This window comes from Bryocella sp. (assembly GCF_058498515.1).
Map to the genome: position 1 here is coordinate 100,882 of NZ_JBMHYI010000030.1, position 18,401 is coordinate 119,282.

An 18,401-nucleotide genomic window follows, 5' to 3' on the forward strand; every position below is an offset into this window, starting at 1 on the left:
ACCAGCCTATGACGAATTGGGAGCAGTACCTATCTCGCTGGACTGCGGCGGGCCTTCTCGACGAAGAGGCAGCGCGGCGCATCCGTGCCTTCGAGGCTGGCGAGGAGCGGCCCGCGGGACACCGCTGGCAGGTGCTGATCGCGCTGATCCTGGGCGGCATCCTGCTGGGAGCGGGTGTGTTGTTGTTTGTCGCCGCACATTGGGACCAGGTGTCGCCGACCTCGAGACTGCTGCTGGTGGTGGGCATCCTTGCGCTGTTGCACGCCGGAGGCATCGCGGCTGCAGGGCGCTTCGATGCGCTGGCTACCGTGCTGCACGGCGTCGGCACGGTGGCTGCGGGCGGAGCGATCGCCATGGTGGGCCAGATCTTCAATATGCAGGAGCATTGGCCGGGAGCCGTGATGCTGTGGGCGCTGTGCGCAGCTGCCGGATATGGTTTGCTGCGCGACCAGTTCCAGCAGATCTGCCTGATGCTGCTGGCTCCGGCATGGCTGCTATGCGAGTGGGGCTTCTATGCGGGCCGCTATCCGGGCTCGGATATCTATCTCGCCCGCATGATCGCGGCGCTGGCTGCGGTGTATCTCACGGCGTTCGTGCATTCGCGGAGGGCCGTGGTGTTTGGTGTGTTGTTCGGGGCCGCGGCGGTGGCGCTGGCCGTGACTACCGGCTTGCTGAGTGAGGGTTGGCTCTATCCCTATAACGCGGCGGTCCATCCCATGCCGTGGAGCTTTCGGATGTTGGCTATCGCGTTCCTCGTGCTGTGCGTGGGGACGACTGCGTGGAGGTCACGCCGCACCGTGTTGCCGGTGCTGGCCGTGATCGCGATGAGCTACCTTGTGCCGTGGTTGCGGACCACGATCACGGAGCAGAACCAGTGGGCGCGCCAGCCATATACGCACTCGATACCAAGCGTCCTGATGTACGTGGTCGTCGCGCTGACCACGGTCTACCTCGCGTGGTGGGCCGTGCAGCAACGCTCGCGTGCGGTGGTGAATTATGCGGTCGCCATGTTTGCGGTGACGGTGATGTGGTTTTACTTCTCCAGCCTAATGGACAAGATGAACCGCTCGCTGGGGCTGATCGGGCTGGGGCTATTGTTCCTGCTCGGCGGCTGGATGCTGGAGCGCCTGCGCCGTCAGCTGATGGTGCAGATGAAGTCGCAGCCGAGTGAAGGTGGTGCCGCATGAGCGCTCGTGCCAAGGGAGTGATCGTGCTCGCGGTGCAGCTGGTTCTGGTGCTCAGTGTCGTGGCCAAGTTTGCGTGGGAGCGACATAGCTGCCCCATGGTGTGGACGCGGACGTACCAGTACGACCCTTCGCTTCCGCTTCGCGGGCGATACGTTGCGCTGACGTTGACGGCGAACGCCTGCGACATGCCGAAGGGAGCTTTGGAGACACGTGTTCCGTTCCGCGAATGGATGCAACCCTCGGCCCAGAGTTCGCGGGTGCATACGGTGGCCCGCAAAGGTCAGCTGGCGCTGCAGCCCGCTCCAGAAGATGACTCGCGGAACGCACAGCAGGCGGTACTGGGACGGGGAATCCCGTGCGAGGCCGCAAGACTCCAGGAGCCGATCGACTTCTTCATCAGCGACAAGGCTGTTGTTCCTCCGTTGAAGAAGGGCGAGGAGATGTGGGCGCTGGTTACGGTGCCGCCATCGGGGCCGCCGCGCCCGGTGGAGCTCGCCATCTCCGATGGCAAGAGCTTCCACGTGCTCGACCTGCGCTAAGCGAGTTACACTTTTTGCGTCTTTCGGAGCCACGCATGAAGAGTCCTGTACCGGCAGAGTCGGCCTCTGCACTCATCGACGCGAAGATCGACGAGCTGGGCGACTGGCGAGGGCAGACGCTCGCAAAGATTCGCAAGCTCATCCACACCGCAGATCCCGAGATCGTCGAAGAAGTGAAGTGGCGCGGCGTGCCAGTCTTCTCGCATGGCGGCATCGTGTGCACGGGAGAGACTTACAAGAGCGTCGTCAAGCTGACCTTTGCGAGAGGCGCTGCGTTGCCGGATCCTAAGGGTCTCTTCAACTCCAGCCTTGAAGGCAACGTGCGACGCGCGATCGATATCCGCGAAGGCGAGAAGATCAATGAGCCGGCGCTGAAGAAGCTCATTCGTGCGGCTGTAGCGCTGAATCTCGAAGCCCGGAGCAAGCGGACTCCCCGGGCGAAGAAGTCCACAACCAGCAGACGGCTCGCAGGCTAACCGTTCTCGACGCGCGCCTTGATGTCCGCATACGCGTTTTCGATGAGCCTGTGGAGTGATGCGGCGTCCGTGGCAGTTCCCGGCTTCAACTTCACATGGCGCATGAATTTGCCGGTTCCCTGCAACAGGCGCGACGGATCGGGAAGCGCTGCACCCTGAAAGAAACCCACGTTGACGTGCGCCGTGAAGACGTTCACATAGCCGAAGGGCACATCGCCGAGACACGCCACGGGGCAGCCGTCATGCAGGAGCTCCCGAACCTCGTCTCCGCACTGCCGCATCACCTCAAACCACTCGCGGGCGATCACTCCGAGCTCGCCATTGCGTTCCTCGAACCACAGATCGATGGCGGGATCGCGTTCAACAGCACCATCGAACCGCAGCAATTGAGTCTTCATCGCCATGCGTCCGCCTCCTCCTCTGGAACGAATCATAGAGAAGGCGTTGGGCCTCGCGCCTGATCGCACGTGCTGATCTTCACCTGAGGCATCCGAGGATGCGCGGCAAAAACACAACAGCCAGCCCGAAGGCTGGCTGTGTAGGTGGTTTACTTGCGCGTCGAGCTTAGTGTGCAGCGACGGCAACTGCCGCATTCTCGGCCACGTGGTTCTTCTTCTTCCAATCGCCGATGGCGGCGCGGATCGCGTCTTCCGCCAGCACCGAGCAGTGGATCTTCACCGGGGGAAGCGCGAGCTCCTTCACGATGTCGGTGTTGGAAATCTTGAGCGCCTCTTCGACGGTCTTGCCCTTCACCCACTCGGTGGCGAGCGAAGAGCTCGCGATGGCCGAGCCGCAGCCGAAGGTCTTGAACTTGGCGTCTTCGATGACCTGGGTCTCGGGGTTCACCTTGATCTGGAGGCGCATGACGTCGCCGCACTCAGGCGCACCGACGAGGCCGGTTCCGACCTCGGCCGAGCTCTTGTCGAGCGTGCCAACATTCCGGGGATTCTCGTAGTGATCGACAACCTTGTCGCTGTATGCCATGGATGTGTTCCTCGCTGTCTTGGATGATAACTCGGACTGTTTCGGTGCGCAAATATTTCACGGCGGTCTGTGACGGTTGTCACAGCGGAATCGCCCCGTCCCGAGAGGGGCAACACGCCAATTCGGGAATGCGGTCGCGGCGCTGCTCCGCCAAATCGCACCGCGTTTCAGGAAGCGGAAAACGCCATCTATAACAAAAATAAAGGACTGCCCCGGGGCGGCCAGTCGCGCGGCCATCACGCTGTCCGCATATCGCCCCGTTATACTGGCGCGCATGGGCAACTCCCCTTCCAATCCCGCCGAGAATCCATCCAAGGACAGCCCTCGCGCCGTCGACCCTTCCGAGCAGCCCAACCCTATGCTGAGCGAGCCGGAGACGGTGGAGGCGATCGGCGCTGACGGGGTCGAATCCGGGATGCCCTCGGTCGAGGCTCCCAAGGGCCGCCGCGCGGCCGCGACCTTCATCTTCCTCACCGTGGCGCTGGACATGCTTGCCATGGGCATGATCCTGCCGGTGCTGCCCAAGCTGATCGAGGGCTTCCTCAACGGGAACGATGCCGCTACGGCCACCTGGCTCGGGATCTTTGGCACGCTCTTTGCCGTGATGCAGTTCTTCTTTTCGCCGGTGCTGGGCTCGCTCTCCGATCGCTTCGGACGCCGGCCGATCGTTCTGCTTTCGAACTTCGGCCTCGGCGCGGATTACGTGGTGATGGCGCTGGCGCCGACGTTGCCGTGGCTGTTCCTGGGGCGCGTGATCAGTGGCCTCACCGCCTCCAGCGTGCCCACGGCGATGGCCTACATGGCGGACGTGACGCCACCGGAGAAGCGCGCCGGGGCTTTTGGGATGTTGAACGCGGCCTTTGGTGTGGGCTTCGTGCTCGGGCCTGCGCTGGGCGGCGTCCTGGGCAACATCAACCCTCGGCTTCCGTTCTGGATCGCCGCCGTGCTCTCGCTGCTGAACGGCATGTATGGCCTGTTCGTATTGCCGGAGTCGTTGAAGGCCGAGCATCGCAGCCGCTTCTCGTGGAAGCGGGCGAACCCGGTGGGCTCGCTGCAGCTCTTCCGCAGCGTGAAGGGTGTGCTGCCGCTCGCGTTCCTGCTGCTGCTGGGCTACATCGCGCAGCAGTCGCTGATGAGCGCGTACATGATCTACGTCTATTCGCGCTACCACTGGACGGCGCAGACAGGCGGCCTGTCGCTGGCCGTGGTGGGCATCGTCACGGGAATCTATGGCGCGATGCTGGTCAAGCCTGCGGTGAAGTGGCTGGGCGAGCGGCGATCCATCCTGCTCGGTTATGTGGGCGGGGCCATCGGCTACTGGATGTTCGGCTTTTCGAAGACCGGCCTACTGGTCTGGCTTGGCATCCCGTTGCTGAACCTGATGAGCATCGCCTGGCCTGCGGCGCAGTCCACCATGTCGAGGGTCATCCCGCCGGATCAGCAGGGTGCGTTGCAGGGAGCGACGAACTCACTGCGCGGCATCGCGGGCCTGATTGGGCCAACGCTATTCACTCGGGTCTTCGCGGATTCCCTCGGGGTGCATCCGGTCTTCCCGACGGAGGGCGCACCGTTTTACCTTGCGGGGCTGATGCTGTTGGCCGGGCTGGTGCTGCTGTTCATGACTTCGATAGGGCGAGCGGCGGAGGCATAGCCTTCGCCGCTAGAAGCCGCTGGCGTGTTTCAGCTCGGTCGTCAGCTTTGGATACACCGCGGCAACGGGCTTCGGCAGGGGGCGCTCGGCATGCTCGCCACCATTCAGCCAGCGTTCGTACATCTGTTCGAACGCACCTTCCAGCGCGTGGGTGAGCGAGACGGAATCACACAGCGGGCTGGTTGCCATTTGCTCTCGCAGGTCGTTGCGCATCGCAAGACGTGAGGCGCTGTCGTCCGCGCAGGTGCGAGCGATGCCCGCGGCGATGGCTGCGAACTCCTCCGCGTCGCGGGCAATCCACTCCGGCCGTCCCAGCGCATTCAGCGCAGCTCCCGTGATGCGAGCGCCTTCGGTCTGGCCCTCCATCGTGATTACCGGTACGCCCATCCACAGGGCATCGAAGCTGGTGGTGCCGCCGTTGAAGGGCACCGTATCGAGTGCGATGTCGAGCTGGTGGTAGAGACTCATGTGGAGCTCGTGGCCGGGTTCGAAGCTGAGAAACTCAATGCGTTCCGGCGTGATGCCGTGGGCTGAGAGCCCCTTCCGGATACGTTCGTGCGACTCGTTCTCCGCGGTGCCGCGGTCTTCCAGCAGCAGCACGGAGTTGGGCACGGCATGCAGCGCCTGGGCCCAGAGAGCGAGTGTGGCTTCGCGAATCTTGGCGTACTTGGCGAAGGCTCCCATGCGGATCTTGCCTTCAGGATGCGGCTGCCAGCCCAGCGCCAGCTCGCGGTCGCCGCGATAGCAGGTGCCAATGCGCGGCAGACGCCAGAAGCGCTCGGAGAAGTGTGCCTCGATGGCCGCAGGAGGGTCCTGGTCGGCGATGAAGTAATCCATCTCCGTGAGCCCGGTCGTGGACCAGTAGCCGATGTACGTCGCCTGCACTGGCGCAGCGCGGCGCGCGAAGATTCCCAGCCGGTTGTTTACCGTGTGCCCGCTGGTGTCGATCAGGACATCGATCTGTTCGCGGCGGATGCGCTCTGCAGCGGCGGCATCGCTGAGTGTGGTCAGCGGAACAAAGCCATCGGCCAGCTCGCGGATGCGCGCGGCGCGTTCGCAATAGCGACCGGTGACAGGGAAGAGTGTGAGGTGGAAGCGCGAGCGGTCAAGCCTGGAGAGCACAGGCTCCAGGAACTCCGCCACAGCATGAGTACCAAGCTCCGCCGAAACGATGCCGATGCGCAGCTTGCGGCGGGCGACACCCGCTCCCAGTGGCTCGGCCGGGAAGACGCCGCTCCACGGACAGGAGGCTGCGCGGGAGGTATTGCGCTCCTCGTCGGTGAGCAGGAAGCTCTCGAACTGGCGCGCCAGCGCGAGCTCGCCCTCAGGCGCGATCTCGCGGGTGAAGGCATGCAGATAAAGGAGGTTGGAGAAGGCGATGGGGCTGCGGGGATTCACGGCAAGTGCGGCCTCATAAGCGCGTGCAGCGCTGGCTGGCTCGCCCTGGTCGCGTAGCGTCTCGCCGAGGTTGTTGTAGCCGCGGGGATCGCGGGGGTTCAGCGCGACCACGCGCCGGTAGCACTGTGCAGCCTCCTGCAGCATGCCTTCCAGCTTGAAGGCGTTGCCCAGGTTGAGCACGGCTTCGAGGTTCTTGGGGTCCAGATCGAGAGCATGGCGGCTGGCCTCCGCTGCTGCGGCATGCTTTCCCATGGCATTGAGCGCAGCGCCAAGGTTCACCCAGCCATCGGTCAGCTTTGGATCAATCTCCACGGCCTTGAGAAGGCTAATGGCGGCATCGGCGTTGCGGCCGAGCGCAATCAGAGCCTGTCCCAGATTGCTGTGCGCGTTCGCGAACTTCGGATTGAGTTCCAGGGCTTTGAGATAGCAGACGCGGGCGCGCTCAGCGTCGCCAAGGGAGTACAGCGCAACGCCCAGGTTGGACACGGCATCAGCCGAGCGCGGATCGAGTTCGATCGCCGCCGCGAGGCTGGTCGTCGCTTCCCGCCAGCGTGCTGCGCGCAGGTGGGCGACGCCTTCCCTCATCCGCGCCTGGAAGCGTGACTCCCGCTCGGCATCGGCCTGGGCCGCAGCCCGGGCGATCGCCTTCGCAGGCAAGCCCTGCGGAGCCTGCTTCGAGCGATCCTTGAAAAATATCTGCGCCGGTCCGCCTACCGCTGTAGCCGGAGTCTGCTTGTCGTGAAAACCCATGTGTCCGGTTCCTGCTCTTCGGTTGATATCGCCTTATCGGCAGATACCTGTCCGGAGTTGAAGCAGTATCGATCCCGGACACCACCCCGAAGGTCGCACGGGTGTGTCCCAATGGGACTACCGGAACGGATTGGGGGAGGGCGGGGTGGACGAGGTGGGTGAGGACGGTGTGTTGGGATGGGCCGTGCCGGGAACTGAGTTGGGGCCTGCGTCGGGACCCGGATCGCCGCTGCCGTCCGCGTACGTGGGGAACGGCATCGGCTCCGTGCTGGTCGGCATCGTCTTCAGCACTTCGAGATCCTTCAGCACCTGCGCCCACAGCTCGGGCTTCTTCTTCGTGGCGAAGGGCAGGTCGAGGTTGGCGTAGTAGACGAGGATGTCATCCTTGATCCCGGGCGGGACCGCGACCGTGGGCGTCAGCGTAAGTCGATGCAGCAGCGTGGCATAGGTGTCGTCTGTGAGGCGATATCCCGACGGGTGGACGGGGCTGCCGGTGTCCAGATCGCGATTCAGCAGGGGATGGCGGGGGTCGTTGGAGTCGCGCGGGATGATCTGTTCGGCGTTGGGATTAGCGGGCAGGGGATCGGAGGGTGGCGGATCCGAGTGAGTGTCGCTCGCGGCAGCCAGTGCCGCGGTCGAGCGGGTCGCAGGTGGAGGGGTGAAGCGGCGCACCTCGTTGTTCAGCAGGTCAGAGGAGAGCAGCAAGGAATGCACATACTTCGCCTCCGTCTCCCGGGTTGGCCCTTTTACGGCGGCCAGGCTCAGCGGTCCAACTTTGGGCAGGATGTAGAGAACTCCCGCCAGCGTGTAGGTCCCGATTCCTGCCTTGTGGCGATATTGGTCCCAATCGTTCTTCTGCGCCACGGCAGTCGTCTCGCGGATGAGCCGCTGCACGTCCGGGCTATCTAGCTCGGTCGGTTCATGGCGACGATGGAGGATGGTCACAGCGTAGGCGATGCGCGGGATGAAGTCATGGACGGCCCAGCGATACGTGCCGACGTTGATGCGATGGTGGCGGGTGTCGGTGAAGTCTTCGCGCAGGCCGTAGGTCTGGTAGAAAGCCAGCGAGAGCTGCCGGACGGGAACCTCGAGGCCGACGTGGCGAAGATAGTGCACGGGCGCCAGCCGGCGCTGCGCGATCTCGTCGATGTCGAAGGCGAACTCGGTCTGCACATGCTGGTGCGCGCCCTCGGCGTAGTTCACGCTCTTGCCGTACTTCTTGGCGAGCTTGGGGAACTCCACCGGGACAGCGACGTTGGTCGCCGTCGCGTGGCCCACGGAGTCGCCAATGTAATGCGAGAGCGCACCGATGGCGAAGGCCAGCTCGTCGGCGTTTCCTGCATTGCGAAAGAGGTTGATAACGAAGTCGCCCGAGCGGACGTAGTGCGTCAGGTCGGAGAAGAAGGCGTCTCCGAAGGGGTAGTAGCCGATGTCCTGGATGACGCAGCCACCGTACGCATAGGCGCGCGCGTGCTCGATCTGCTCCGGCGTCAGCGTGGGATAGCGGCTCTTGAGCAGCGGCACGATCGACGAGTCCCAGGTGAGGTCGATGAGCTGCTCATGCGTTAGCACGGAGTACGCCCCCGCCGGTTCGGCGGGGAAGAGCATTAGAGCCGCGAGTAGGAAGAGAACTGAACGCCAGGGAGCACGCATGAGGTTGGTGATGAGAGGTTTAGCGCGCATCGCGAGTTGTACCGTTCTACGCTTTATGAACGACGCGTCATGCGGGTGTGGAGATGTCGCGTTCCGCGCCCGAATTACAGCGGATGTCCGCCCAGCGCGACGTAGAAGACATACAGCAGCACAATCACCACGGTCCACAACGCAATCTGCGCGGGAATGCTCTTCTTCTTTTCGATCTTTTCGTCGACCTTGGCGTAGGGGGCATTGTGCGGCATTCGTTTGAGTCTCCGATGGACTGTGATGCCGTTGCGCGTCAGCGAGATGTAGCGGGACTCTGCGGAGTCGCCTGCGTCAGCCCTTGAAATCACGATAGTGAATCAGCTCGCTGATGCCGATCCACACATCCACCAGCCCGATGCCGGAGACCAGACCGCGCATCCATCCCTGGATTGCGAGGGCGTCGATGGCGGGGTGGGCCATCAGCCAGCCGTTCTGGTCCCAATAGCGGGGCGACCAGGGCAGCACCGCCAGGATGCCGCCGATGTAGAAGCAGAACAGCACGAACACGATCAGGCTCATCCGCTGCAGCCACACGGGTGCGGGAACCACCGGATCGTTCGGGCTTCCGGGGGCGCCGGATGTGATCACCGGGGACGCACTCTCGGTCGCGCTGGAGGGCTGCAAGGACATCCTATTCACGTTAGCAGGGGATAGGCCCGGTGTCTCGCCGGACTCCAGGAGAGACGCAGGGGTTCGGCAAACGGAAGCCGCACTCCTTAAAAGAGTTACGCCCGGCGTCCCCGAGACTTGCCTCCTCGTTACTTCTTAGGAGCCTGCTTGGGCGGTTGCTGAGGTTCCGGCGCGGCCCCGACGGGTTGCTGCTTCATCTCCTCCGCGATCTCCGCGGCGGTGGCGTCGGCGCGTCCATGGAACGCCAGGCCGAAGTGCAGGTCCTTCTTCTGCCCGCTGATCTCAATCGGCAGCTCCAGTCCCGCGCCGTTCTTGGCCAGGAATCGGTCCACCGGCTTCAGCAGCAGCGACTTCCATCCGGTCACCATCTGCGAGGCCTTGGCGTCGGTCTTCACGTGGCCGCGGAAGTCATAGCGATCATGGTCCATCAGGTACGCTCCGACCAGCTCGATGTGCGCCCCGGGAACGTCGTAGTGCACGGTACTGAAGAGCACCTGGCTGTGCGCGAGGCTGAAGGTGGTGGTGAGCTGCGAGTTCACTTCGGCCTTGCGGTCCGAGCCCGCATCCTTCGATTCCTCTGGCCGGCCCTGCGCTCGCATGCTCAGCCCGTCGATCTTGTCCTGCACCTGCGGATTGCCAAAGACAATGTTCCGCTCCGAAAGCGTTCCCGCCAGCTCAACCTTGGTCGCCACACGCACGTGCCCGGGAGGGATGTGCAGCTTCGCCTTCAGCGTCACGGGAGCCCGCATCACGGGCGGCTCGCTCTTCATGCCCAGCTCCAGCAGGTCTTCCATGCGGCCACTGGGCACGGTCACGTCCAGCGAGATGTCATGGCCCAGGTGGTCGACGCGAGCCACCAGTCCCTTGGCAAGGATGTGGGTGTTGCGCAGCCAGCCGTCCACGGGATCCAGCTGCGTGTCGCCGCTGGTCGCATCAACGAACGCGTGGTACTTGGTCTTCAGTGGCAGCGGATGATTGGAGATATCGAGGGAGAAATCGGGCACGTCCGCAGTGCCATCCACGGTGAGCTTCTCCATCACGCCGGCGAAGCGGCCCACCGAGGACATCATGCCGCCGAGGCCTTTGATGGTGTTCAGGTCGGCGTGGGTGAAGGCGAAGTCGCCATCCAGCGGGGTCTCGCGCGGGGCGGCGACGTTCCAGGGCCCGAAGTTGCCGGTCGCATGGATATCGCCCTTTGGCTTCGGGTTGGTCAGCTGCGCGTCGTAGCGCATCTGCGCCTCCCGGTCGACGTTCGTCAGCTTGAGCGATTGGATGTCGAAGACCATCGGGTCCTTGTTGGGGTTCGAGGTCTCGAGGATCAGCTTGACGTTGCTGCAGTCGATCTCCTCCGCGGTGAAGGCCAGCTTCATCTGCGACTTCGGCTCCAGCTGACCCTTGTTGTTGCGAAAGAGCTCCCCGCGCTGTGGCCCGGGAGGAAGGTCGAGCACCATGCCGTCGACCTCAATGCGGCCGATCTGCGTGGGCTCGTGCAGCAGGCCCTTGAAGGTGGTGCGGAAGCGGAAGTGGTCGACCTTGAGGAAGGCGTTCGGCGTCGCCATCTGGGGAACAGCGTCGGCGTCGCTCTCCGGACCCGGCACCGTGTGCGTCGGCGAACCAAAGGGCACGCGCAGGCCGCTGCCTTCCACCTCGATCCCCTTGAGCAGCGAAATATCCAGCCGGTCAAGCTCCACCGGGGTGTGAAAGCGCGCGGAAAGGGTGTCCACAACGCGCTTGCGTACGATGGGACCGGCGTGCTGCAGCACGTACTCCACGCCGATGCCGAGCGCGATGACGGCCAGCAAGGCGCTGCCCACCAGCCACTTCAGCCAAGTGCTCTGCCACCAGCGGCGTGGCGCGTTCCCGTTGGTTCCGTCTTCGCTTCGTTCCGTCGTGCTCAAAGGACCTGCTTTCCGTACCTTCCAGCGTTAGATTGCGAAGGGGCGTTTGCCGTTGCGTGAGCTTTCGTCGCAAGGGGTTTCGGGCCATCTGGAGCGGATGAGAAGATAGAAGTGATGCTCCAACTCTCCTCGGCCGGTAAGCGATTCGGTCACAAGCTCCTCTTTGAAGATTTGAACTGGCTGGTGACGCCCAATGAGCGCACCGGTCTTGTGGGTGGCAATGGGACTGGAAAGTCCACATTGTTGAAGATTCTGGGCGGATTTGAAAGCCTGGACTACGGTCAGCGCACGCTGGTGAAGGGAATGACCATCGGCTACCTGCCGCAGGATGGCCTGGCCATGCGCGGCAAGACCGTCTTCGACGAGTGCCTTAGCGTCTTCGACGAGCTGCGCGCGATGGAGCAGGAGGCCGAGGACCTGACCCATGTGCTGAGCACGGCTGACCCCAAAGGCAAAGAGTACGCCGCCGCTGCTGACCGTTATTCCGAGATCGCCGACCATCTGCATGTGCACGACATCTACACGCTGGATGCGCAGGTAGGAGCTGTGCTCGGCGGCCTGGGCTTCTCCAAGGAAGACTGGGAGCGCAAGACCGAGGAGTTCTCGGGCGGCTGGCAGATGCGGATCGCGCTGGCCAAATTGCTCCTGCAAAAGCCAAGTCTCTTGCTTCTAGACGAGCCGACCAACCATCTCGACCTCGAGAGCCGCAACTGGCTCGAGGAGTATCTCAACAGCTATGAGAACGCGTTCATCCTGATCTCGCATGACCGCTACTTCCTGGACCAGACGGTGAAGAAGATCGTCGAGGTCTGGAACAAGCGGATGCACGTGTACCACGGCAACTACGAGAAGTACCTCACGCTCAAGGAAGAGCGTCGCACCCAGATCATGGCCGCGTACAAGAATCAGCGCGACCGGATTGAAGCGCTGGAGTCGTTCATCAACCGCTTCCGCGCGCAGGCCACCAAGGCTAAGCAGGTGCAGTCGCGCATCAAGGAGCTGGAGAAGATCGAGCGCATCCAGGTGCCGGAGGAAGAAGCGACCATCAACTTCAGCTTTCCGCAGCCGATTGCTTCTGGGCGTACTGTGATCGATGTCCGCAACCTGACCAAGCACTACCCCATGCCCGACGGCGGCATGAAGGTGGTCCTGGATAACATCAGCTTCACCATCGAGCGCGGCGACCGCGTGGCCCTCGTAGGCGCCAACGGCGCGGGCAAATCGACGATGATTCGCCTGCTGAGCCAGCTCGAGAAGCCGACCAGCGGCGAGATCACGCTGGGGCACAACGTGCTGTCGGATTACTTCGCGCAGGACCAGTACAAGGTGCTGAACCACGATAACGAGATGCTCGACGACATCACCGGGGCGAACCCCAAGGTGGACGTCGTCACGTTGCGCTCGCTGCTGGGCTGCTTCATGTTTTCCGGTGACGATGTCTTCAAGAAGCTCGGAGTGCTCTCGGGCGGCGAACGCAATCGTTACGCCATGGCCAAGATGCTGGTCTCGCCGTCGAATTTCATCCTGCTGGATGAGCCGACCAACCATCTCGATCTGCGCGCGAAGGACGTACTGCTGGATGCGATCAAGAACTTCTCCGGCACGGTGCTGTTTGTCTCGCATGATCGCTACTTCATCGATGGCCTGGCGACGCGCGTCTTCGAGGTGGAAGACAAGCGGCTGCACATCTATCCCGGCAACTACGAGGATTACCTCTACCGCAAGAACAGCGGCGGGGCCGCTGCGGAAGCGGCGAAGAAGGCGGTGCTGGACTCGGGGGCGAAGGTCGATTCGGCGACCGGAATGCTGAAGCCGGTGAAGCAGGTGGGCGTCGTCCAGGAAAAGGCTCAGGAAAAGACTCCGGCCCCGCAAGCGAAGCCTGTGGTGGCACACGCAAAGCCTGCGGCAGCACAAGCAACGCCTGTCGCCGCCGCGCAGCCCGTGGTGATCGAAGGCGGCTACGATGAGCCGGCGGTCTCGGTGTCTGAGCCTGCGGGAGCGAACAGCACGCACGAGATCGAAGGCTCGCTGGCTGCGGTCACTTCGGCCCCGAAATCGAACGCAAAGCGCCTGAATCCCATCAAGCTCAAGCAGCTTGAGGACCGCGTGACGGCGGTCGAGGATGAGCTTGCTGACATGGAGTCGCGTATCGCGGCCGCGGAGCAACAGCAGGGCTTCTTCACCAACGCCGAGGCTGCACGCTCGCTGGCTGCGGAGATCGACTCGCTGCGCGAACAGCACGCCGCCCGCACCAGCGAGTGGGAACACCTGGCGATGCAGCTCGAGGAACAGGCCACGGCGTAGCTCGCTACGCAGCGAACCACTGGAGGGCAGTGTGAGTCCTTCGAAGCCACCGCAACCACATCGCGATTACTCCGGCACGCCCCTCGAGCGAAAGCTCGGCCTCATCACCGCGAAGGGTGGTGTAGGCGAAGTTGCGCTGTTGGCAGAGCCCGAAGGTTTTCGCGATCTGCTTGGCGAGTCGGAAGGCGTCACGCTGCAGACGAGGCTCCGGCCCACGACCGCGTTAGCGTTGGCTTTCGTGCGTTCGCGACGTGAGTTGGTCGCGATGATGGAGCTGCTGACGGTGCAGCTGCCTGCGGCGGCGCATGTGTGGATCATCCACCCCAAAGCCCATCGCAAGCCCGACTTCAACCAGAACGATGTGCGTGCCGTGGCGCTGGCAGCTGGCTTCGTCGACTACAAGGTCTGCTCGGTTGACCAGGATTGGTCGGGGCTGAAGTTCGCTCGCCGCAAGGAAGCATCCAAAGTCAGAGAATAGAAAAGGCGATGACGATGAAGAGTTTGAGATGGATGGTGGTGGCTTTGGCAGTGTTTGCTCTGGGTGCGGTCGCGCAACAGGAGCAGCCGTGGGAGGTTGCGCTCGCCAAGCGGCACGATGAGCTCGTGGCGAAGAACGGCCCGGGCACGGATGCGGCGCTGCGCGACCGTCTGCTCGCCATGGGCAAGGAAGACCAGGGCGTGCGCTTCCGGAGCGGCAACGCGCCGACGGATCAGAAGAACGCGACCGCGGCAGAGCTGTCCGCCGTGGACCACAAGCTCACCGCGGAACTGCAGGATATCTACGCTGCGCATGGCTGGCCCACGATCCAGATGGTCGGCTACGACGCGTCGCAGGCCGCGATGGTGATCCTGACGCATTCGCCCGACCACGCGTGGCAGCGTGCGCTGCTGCCTAGACTCGAAGGTCTGGCGCACGCGGACCGCATCGATGGCGCGCAGGTGGCGGTGGCCATAGACAAGGAGCTGGTCTCCGAGGGCAAGCCGCAACGTTATGGCTCGCAGTTCAAGTTCGTGGATGGCCAGGGCATGATGGTTGCGGTGGAAGATCCCGCCAACCTCGACAAGCGCCGCGCTGAGGTGTTGCTGCCGCCGATGGATGCGTACCGCAAGCAGCTCGGCGACATGTTTCATGTGCCGGTCTCGGACATGATTGTGCGTCCCGACGCGCCTCGCTAACCTTCGCTCTCCTGCAATTCGCTGCGGCTCTCAGCGAGGTCGAGGTCGCGCTCCATGGAGCGGATCACTTCATCGCCGACGCTGCTGGCGTTGCGCAGCTCCATCAGGGCCTCGCGTTCGACGGTGATGGTTCCGCGGATAAGGTCGAGCCGCTGGCGCGCGCGTCCCGCAAGCCGTTGCTCTTCGTCTTCGTCGATCGTTCCCGCACCGTGACGAGTGGCTTCCAGGCGATGCTCGTACTTGTGCTTCAGGTCGTCGATATCGTGCGCGAGTTCGTGATTGGCATCGACGCGTTTCGCATCAAGGAAGCTGATGGCGCTCTCTGAGAGCACACGCAGCGCGTAGCGGCGTTCTTCCGCGATGGCATGATCGCCGCCGCCCAGGCCCAGCCGCCGAATCAACGGAGGCAGCCCGAGGCCTTGCACCACCAGCGTCACGAAGATGATGGTGAAGGTGAGGAAGAGGATCAGGTTGCGCTGCTCGAAGGGCTGGCCGTTGGGCAGCGTCTCTGGCAAGCTGAGCGCCGCGGCCAACGAGACCACACCCCGCATGCCCATCCAGCCCACCATGAAGATGGACCGAGCAGGCGGCATTTGCAGCTCCGCCGGCAACGTCTTGAAGATCCGTCTGCGCAGCCAGAACGACACCTTGGCGCCGGGAAAGACCCACGCCATGCGCAGCGCAATCAGCAACGCGCTGAACACTACGCCATAAAGGATGAGCGTTCCCACGCTGTAGCCGCGGATGCCATCGAGGATGTAAGGCAGCTGCAGGCCGATGAGCGCAAAGAGCACGCCGTTCATCAGGAAGTCCAACGCGCGCCACGCGCTCAGCAGCTCCAGCCGCGCGCCCGGGGAGAGATACGTGGCGCTCTTGCGGCTGAGGAAGATGCCGCACGCCACCACGGCCAGCACACCGGACGAACGCAGCTCTTCCGCCGCGAAGTAAGCCACGTACGGCACGATGAGGCTGACCACCATCTCGATCGGGCCTTCGTCCACCCAGCGCTCGACCCATGCCATAACCCACCCCAGCAGCAGTCCGATGCCCCCACCTCCCACGATGAGCCACAACAGCCGCTGCACACTGGCGCCGACGGTGGGATCGTGCCCGCTGAGCAGCATCGTCGTCCCGAGCTCGACGGCCAGCAGAGCGGTCGCGTCGTTGAGCAGCGACTCGCCTTCGATGATGGTGACCAGCCGGCGTTCGAGGCCCAGCGAGTTCGCGATGGAGGTCGCGGCGACGGCGTCGGTGGCCGCCACGATGGCCCCGAGCAGAAAGCCCGAGCGGAAGTCGAAGGCGGAGATGAAGTGATCCGCAAAAAAGGCGACGCTGAGCACGGTAAAGAGGACTAGCCCTGTCGCGAGCATGGAGATGGAGACAATCTGCCTTCGGAACTCCGGCCAGTTGATGTTCCACGAGGCGGCGTACAGCAGCGGCGGCAGCGCGACGTTGAAGACCAGCTGTGGCTCCAGCCGCACGTGCGGCACATGCGGTACAAACGAGAGCACCAGCCCGGCGATGACCAGCAGGATCGGGTAGGAGACATTCCATCGCCGCGCCAGCGTTCCGAAAAGAGCGACCAGTACCAGCACGAAGAGCGCGATGCCCTGGGCGGTGTGCGTGATCGGGGTGACGTCGGGCATGGCAAGCTCCTGGCGTTCGGCCCGTGCGCTGCGTCGGGCCCGAGCTAAGAGAATATCGAAGACAGAGGCGATAGGTTGTAGCAGGCGCGTGGGCAGATGGCGAACTCTTCATCCCGCGCTCGACCTGCCGCGCGTAGGATGTGGCGAAAGCCCGAAACATCATGCAGACCACGCTTCGTAGTCTCGTTACGTCCATGCACGGCCTGCTCTTCGGCGGCCTGTTCCTCATCGCCCTCGCTGCGGCGGTGCTGGAGCTGCTGCGGCATCGCGCCACGGTGCGCCCCGCCGAGCTCACGCCACGCGGGCAGCTCTTCGAGCGCATCGCATACATCAAGATGGCCGCGTTTGGCTGGATCGCCGTGCTGCTCGGCACCTACGTTATCTACCCGTGGTATCGCGCCAAGCCTCCTGCGGGTGCGGACGTCAGCGCCTATCCTCGCAGCCTGCTGCTCTCGAATCCCAACACGGCCGCGTGGCACAACTTCGGCATGGAGTGGAAGGAGCATGTGGGCTGGATCGCCCCGATCATAGCGACGATGCTCGCCGTGGTGATGATCCGCCATGCGGCGGCGCTGCGTGCCGACAAGCGCCTTGGCCGCGCTGTGCTGCTGTTCGCGTGCGCCGGGTTGTTCGCCACAGCCGTGGCTGGCTTCTTCGGCGCGATGTTGGACAAGACCGCGCCGGTGGTCGGCGGAGCGACCTACACCGTGATGGCAGGCCACCATGACTGAGCTGAGGAAGCCCATCGAGCATGCCGGCGCATCCACCGCGCAGGGCAGCGTCGCCGCGGCACTGGTCAGCGCGGGCGTCGGCTGCTTCCTGCTGGGGCTCACGGATGTCCTCGCGGATGCCATCCCCGCGATGAACAAGCTCTTCAATATCTACAACCCTACCGGCGCACTCTCCGGCGAGACGACACTAGCCGTCCTGCTGTGGCTGGGGACGTGGTTCGTGCTGGAGCGGAAGTGGTCCGCGCGGCCGCCCAAGCTGGGTGCCGCGCTGGGATTGGCGCTCGTGCTGCTGGCGCTGGGGCTCGTCCTTACCTTCCCGCCGATCGTGGACCTCATCACGAAGCACTAGCCCTGCAGGATCTCGTGCGCGGCATCACCGCAGGTGGGCTTCCCGTTGGTAGCATGGGTGCCATGCGCATTCTTGTGGTCGGCGCCGGCGCGGTCGGCGGATACTTCGGTGCTCGTCTCATCGCTGCCGGGCGCGATGTCACCCTGTTGGTTCGCGAGGGCCGCGCGGAGCAGCTCCGCACGCTTGGCCTGCAGGTCATCAGTCCCTTCGGCGACCTCAACCTGCAGCCCAAACTCGTCACCGCAGCCGAGCTGCGCGCGACGCCAACGCCTTACGACCTCATTCTGCTCAGCACCAAGGCGTACTCGCTGGAGGCTGCGATGGAGGACTTTGCCCCCGCGGTCGGCGCGCAGACTTCGATCCTTCCGCTGCTGAACGGCATGCGCCATCTGGATGCGCTGGAAGCGCGCTTTGGCGCCCACGCTGTGCTGGGAGGCTCCACGCGCATCGTCTCGGACATGGATGCCGAGGGCCGCATCCTGCACCTCGAGCCGCTGCACGACATCGTCTTCGGCGAACGGGACAAGAGCGTGACGCCGCGCATCCAGGCTGTCGCCGCCGCGCTCCAGGACGCCAACTTCGAGGCCAAGCTCTCGCCCGATGTGCTGGCCTTCCTGTGGCAGAAGTGGGTCTTCCTCGCCGCGCTGGGCGGCATCACCTGTCTCATGCGCGGCAACATCGGCGAGGTTGCCGCTGCTCCTGGAGGCCTGGAGACGGCGGCTGCCATCCTCGATGAGACCGACGCCATCGCCACGGCGAACGGCTATCCCACGCCTCAGGCTTTCCTGGAGAACACCAAGTCGCGTCTGCTCAAGAAGGACTCTCCGCTGACGGCCTCCATGTATCGCGACCTGGAGCGCGGAGCAGCAGTGGAAGCGGACCAGATCCTTGGCGATCTCATCCGTCGTGGCCGCGACAAGGGAGTCGCCGCACCGCTGATTACCGCAGCGTACGCGCAATTGAGTGTGTATTCCGCTCGCCGCGCGAAGGCCTGAGCCA

The 18,401-nt window shown here is 63.9% G+C and carries 18 protein-coding genes; 10 read left to right on the forward strand and 8 right to left on the reverse strand.

All coding sequences use genetic code 11. The features are described from left to right. Positions 1-8: 8 nt before the first annotated feature. The 3 genes from AC5E6W_RS09045 to AC5E6W_RS09055 are packed head-to-tail and all read left to right on the forward strand — an operon-like array spanning position 9 to position 2,202. Positions 9-1,187, forward strand: coding sequence for a DUF2157 domain-containing protein (locus AC5E6W_RS09045; RefSeq protein ID WP_491751956.1), 1,179 nt, complete (start codon positions 9-11; stop codon positions 1,185-1,187). After that, positions 1,184-1,726 (forward strand): hypothetical protein, encoded by a 543-nt coding sequence (locus AC5E6W_RS09050; RefSeq protein WP_491751957.1) that lies wholly within the window; start codon positions 1,184-1,186, stop codon positions 1,724-1,726. The genes AC5E6W_RS09045 and AC5E6W_RS09050 overlap by 4 nt, the downstream gene beginning before the upstream one ends. 35 nt (positions 1,727-1,761) lie before the next feature. Then, positions 1,762-2,202: a DUF1801 domain-containing protein gene (locus AC5E6W_RS09055; protein ID WP_491751958.1), complete on the forward strand. Its 441-nt coding sequence runs from the start codon at positions 1,762-1,764 to the stop codon at positions 2,200-2,202. On the opposite strand, the gene AC5E6W_RS09060 is transcribed toward AC5E6W_RS09055, so the two are convergent. Then, the gene (locus AC5E6W_RS09060; RefSeq protein ID WP_491751959.1) at positions 2,199-2,606 is read right to left on the reverse strand and encodes a DUF1801 domain-containing protein; all 408 of its coding nucleotides are present in this window, start codon (positions 2,604-2,606) and stop codon (positions 2,199-2,201) included. The two genes, AC5E6W_RS09055 and AC5E6W_RS09060, sit on opposite strands and share 4 nt — an antisense overlap. A gap of 160 nt (positions 2,607-2,766) precedes the next feature. After that, the gene (gene iscU / locus AC5E6W_RS09065; protein ID WP_491751960.1) at positions 2,767-3,186 is read right to left on the reverse strand and encodes a Fe-S cluster assembly scaffold IscU; all 420 of its coding nucleotides are present in this window, start codon (positions 3,184-3,186) and stop codon (positions 2,767-2,769) included. 274 nt (positions 3,187-3,460) lie between these two features. On the opposite strand from iscU, the gene AC5E6W_RS09070 reads away from it, so the two are divergent. Next, complete coding sequence (locus tag AC5E6W_RS09070) at positions 3,461-4,837, forward strand: TCR/Tet family MFS transporter (RefSeq protein ID WP_491751961.1); 1,377 nt, start codon at positions 3,461-3,463, stop codon at positions 4,835-4,837. A 9-nt stretch (positions 4,838-4,846) separates the two neighbouring features. Here AC5E6W_RS09070 and AC5E6W_RS09075 read toward each other — a convergent pair whose 3' ends face one another. The 5 genes from AC5E6W_RS09075 to AC5E6W_RS09095 form a co-directional block, all read right to left on the reverse strand. Further along, the gene (locus tag AC5E6W_RS09075) at positions 4,847-6,985 is read right to left on the reverse strand and encodes an O-linked N-acetylglucosamine transferase, SPINDLY family protein (RefSeq protein WP_491751962.1); all 2,139 of its coding nucleotides are present in this window, start codon (positions 6,983-6,985) and stop codon (positions 4,847-4,849) included. 117 nt (positions 6,986-7,102) lie between these two features. Continuing rightward, entirely contained in the window at positions 7,103-8,668 is a 1,566-nt protein-coding gene (locus AC5E6W_RS09080) for a zinc dependent phospholipase C family protein (protein ID WP_491751963.1), read from the reverse strand. A gap of 74 nt (positions 8,669-8,742) precedes the next feature. Continuing rightward, on the reverse strand, positions 8,743-8,883 hold the full coding sequence (locus AC5E6W_RS09085) for a hypothetical protein (RefSeq protein ID WP_491751964.1): 141 nt from the start codon (positions 8,881-8,883) through the stop codon (positions 8,743-8,745). A 76-nt stretch (positions 8,884-8,959) separates the two neighbouring features. Then, on the reverse strand, positions 8,960-9,298 hold the full coding sequence (locus AC5E6W_RS09090; protein ID WP_491751965.1) for a hypothetical protein: 339 nt from the start codon (positions 9,296-9,298) through the stop codon (positions 8,960-8,962). A 128-nt stretch (positions 9,299-9,426) separates the two neighbouring features. Continuing rightward, positions 9,427-11,196 carry an AsmA family protein gene (locus AC5E6W_RS09095; protein WP_491751966.1) on the reverse strand — a complete coding sequence of 590 codons (1,770 nt, stop codon included), beginning with the start codon at positions 11,194-11,196 and terminating at the stop codon, positions 9,427-9,429. A 114-nt stretch (positions 11,197-11,310) separates the two neighbouring features. On the opposite strand from AC5E6W_RS09095, the gene AC5E6W_RS09100 reads away from it, so the two are divergent. The 3 genes from AC5E6W_RS09100 to AC5E6W_RS09110 are packed head-to-tail and all read left to right on the forward strand — an operon-like array spanning position 11,311 to position 14,676. Then, positions 11,311-13,500 (forward strand): ABC-F family ATP-binding cassette domain-containing protein, encoded by a 2,190-nt coding sequence (locus tag AC5E6W_RS09100; RefSeq protein ID WP_491751967.1) that lies wholly within the window; start codon positions 11,311-11,313, stop codon positions 13,498-13,500. 31 nt (positions 13,501-13,531) lie between these two features. Then, positions 13,532-13,978: a DUF3052 family protein gene (locus AC5E6W_RS09105; protein WP_491751968.1), complete on the forward strand. Its 447-nt coding sequence runs from the start codon at positions 13,532-13,534 to the stop codon at positions 13,976-13,978. A 14-nt stretch (positions 13,979-13,992) separates the two neighbouring features. Next, entirely contained in the window at positions 13,993-14,676 is a 684-nt protein-coding gene (locus AC5E6W_RS09110; RefSeq protein WP_491751969.1) for a DUF6624 domain-containing protein, read from the forward strand. On the opposite strand, the gene AC5E6W_RS09115 is transcribed toward AC5E6W_RS09110, so the two are convergent. After that, positions 14,673-16,322, reverse strand: coding sequence for a Na+/H+ antiporter (locus tag AC5E6W_RS09115; protein WP_491751970.1), 1,650 nt, complete (start codon positions 16,320-16,322; stop codon positions 14,673-14,675). The genes AC5E6W_RS09110 and AC5E6W_RS09115 overlap by 4 nt on opposite strands. A gap of 161 nt (positions 16,323-16,483) precedes the next feature. Here AC5E6W_RS09115 and AC5E6W_RS09120 point away from each other — a divergent pair, with 161 nt between their 5' ends. The 3 genes from AC5E6W_RS09120 (at position 16,484) to AC5E6W_RS09130 (ending at position 18,397) form a co-directional block, all read left to right on the forward strand. Next, positions 16,484-17,053, forward strand: a complete 570-nt coding sequence (locus tag AC5E6W_RS09120) for a hypothetical protein (protein ID WP_491751971.1) — start codon at positions 16,484-16,486, stop codon at positions 17,051-17,053. Continuing rightward, complete coding sequence (locus AC5E6W_RS09125; RefSeq protein WP_491751972.1) at positions 17,046-17,402, forward strand: hypothetical protein; 357 nt, start codon at positions 17,046-17,048, stop codon at positions 17,400-17,402. The genes AC5E6W_RS09120 and AC5E6W_RS09125 overlap by 8 nt, the downstream gene beginning before the upstream one ends. Positions 17,403-17,464: 62 nt before the next feature. Next, on the forward strand, positions 17,465-18,397 hold the full coding sequence (locus tag AC5E6W_RS09130; protein WP_491751973.1) for a ketopantoate reductase family protein: 933 nt from the start codon (positions 17,465-17,467) through the stop codon (positions 18,395-18,397). Positions 18,398-18,401 lie beyond the last annotated feature (4 nt).

Coding starts and splice junctions, on each gene's coding strand:
- AC5E6W_RS09115 (WP_491751970.1), bottom strand. CDS start 16,322: ATGCCCGACGTCACCCCGATCACGCACACCGCCCAGGGCATCGCGCTC.
- AC5E6W_RS09060 (WP_491751959.1), bottom strand. CDS start 2,606: ATGGCGATGAAGACTCAATTGCTGCGGTTCGATGGTGCTGTTGAACGC.
- AC5E6W_RS09090 (WP_491751965.1), bottom strand. CDS start 9,298: ATGTCCTTGCAGCCCTCCAGCGCGACCGAGAGTGCGTCCCCGGTGATC.
- AC5E6W_RS09120 (WP_491751971.1), top strand. CDS start 16,484: ATGCAGACCACGCTTCGTAGTCTCGTTACGTCCATGCACGGCCTGCTC.
- AC5E6W_RS09050 (WP_491751957.1), top strand. CDS start 1,184: ATGAGCGCTCGTGCCAAGGGAGTGATCGTGCTCGCGGTGCAGCTGGTT.
- AC5E6W_RS09125 (WP_491751972.1), top strand. CDS start 17,046: ATGACTGAGCTGAGGAAGCCCATCGAGCATGCCGGCGCATCCACCGCG.
- AC5E6W_RS09080 (WP_491751963.1), bottom strand. CDS start 8,668: ATGCGCGCTAAACCTCTCATCACCAACCTCATGCGTGCTCCCTGGCGT.
- AC5E6W_RS09070 (WP_491751961.1), top strand. CDS start 3,461: ATGGGCAACTCCCCTTCCAATCCCGCCGAGAATCCATCCAAGGACAGC.
- AC5E6W_RS09130 (WP_491751973.1), top strand. CDS start 17,465: ATGCGCATTCTTGTGGTCGGCGCCGGCGCGGTCGGCGGATACTTCGGT.
- AC5E6W_RS09075 (WP_491751962.1), bottom strand. CDS start 6,985: ATGGGTTTTCACGACAAGCAGACTCCGGCTACAGCGGTAGGCGGACCG.
- AC5E6W_RS09055 (WP_491751958.1), top strand. CDS start 1,762: ATGAAGAGTCCTGTACCGGCAGAGTCGGCCTCTGCACTCATCGACGCG.
- iscU (WP_491751960.1), bottom strand. CDS start 3,186: ATGGCATACAGCGACAAGGTTGTCGATCACTACGAGAATCCCCGGAAT.
- AC5E6W_RS09110 (WP_491751969.1), top strand. CDS start 13,993: ATGAAGAGTTTGAGATGGATGGTGGTGGCTTTGGCAGTGTTTGCTCTG.
- AC5E6W_RS09045 (WP_491751956.1), top strand. CDS start 9: ATGACGAATTGGGAGCAGTACCTATCTCGCTGGACTGCGGCGGGCCTT.
- AC5E6W_RS09100 (WP_491751967.1), top strand. CDS start 11,311: ATGCTCCAACTCTCCTCGGCCGGTAAGCGATTCGGTCACAAGCTCCTC.
- AC5E6W_RS09085 (WP_491751964.1), bottom strand. CDS start 8,883: ATGCCGCACAATGCCCCCTACGCCAAGGTCGACGAAAAGATCGAAAAG.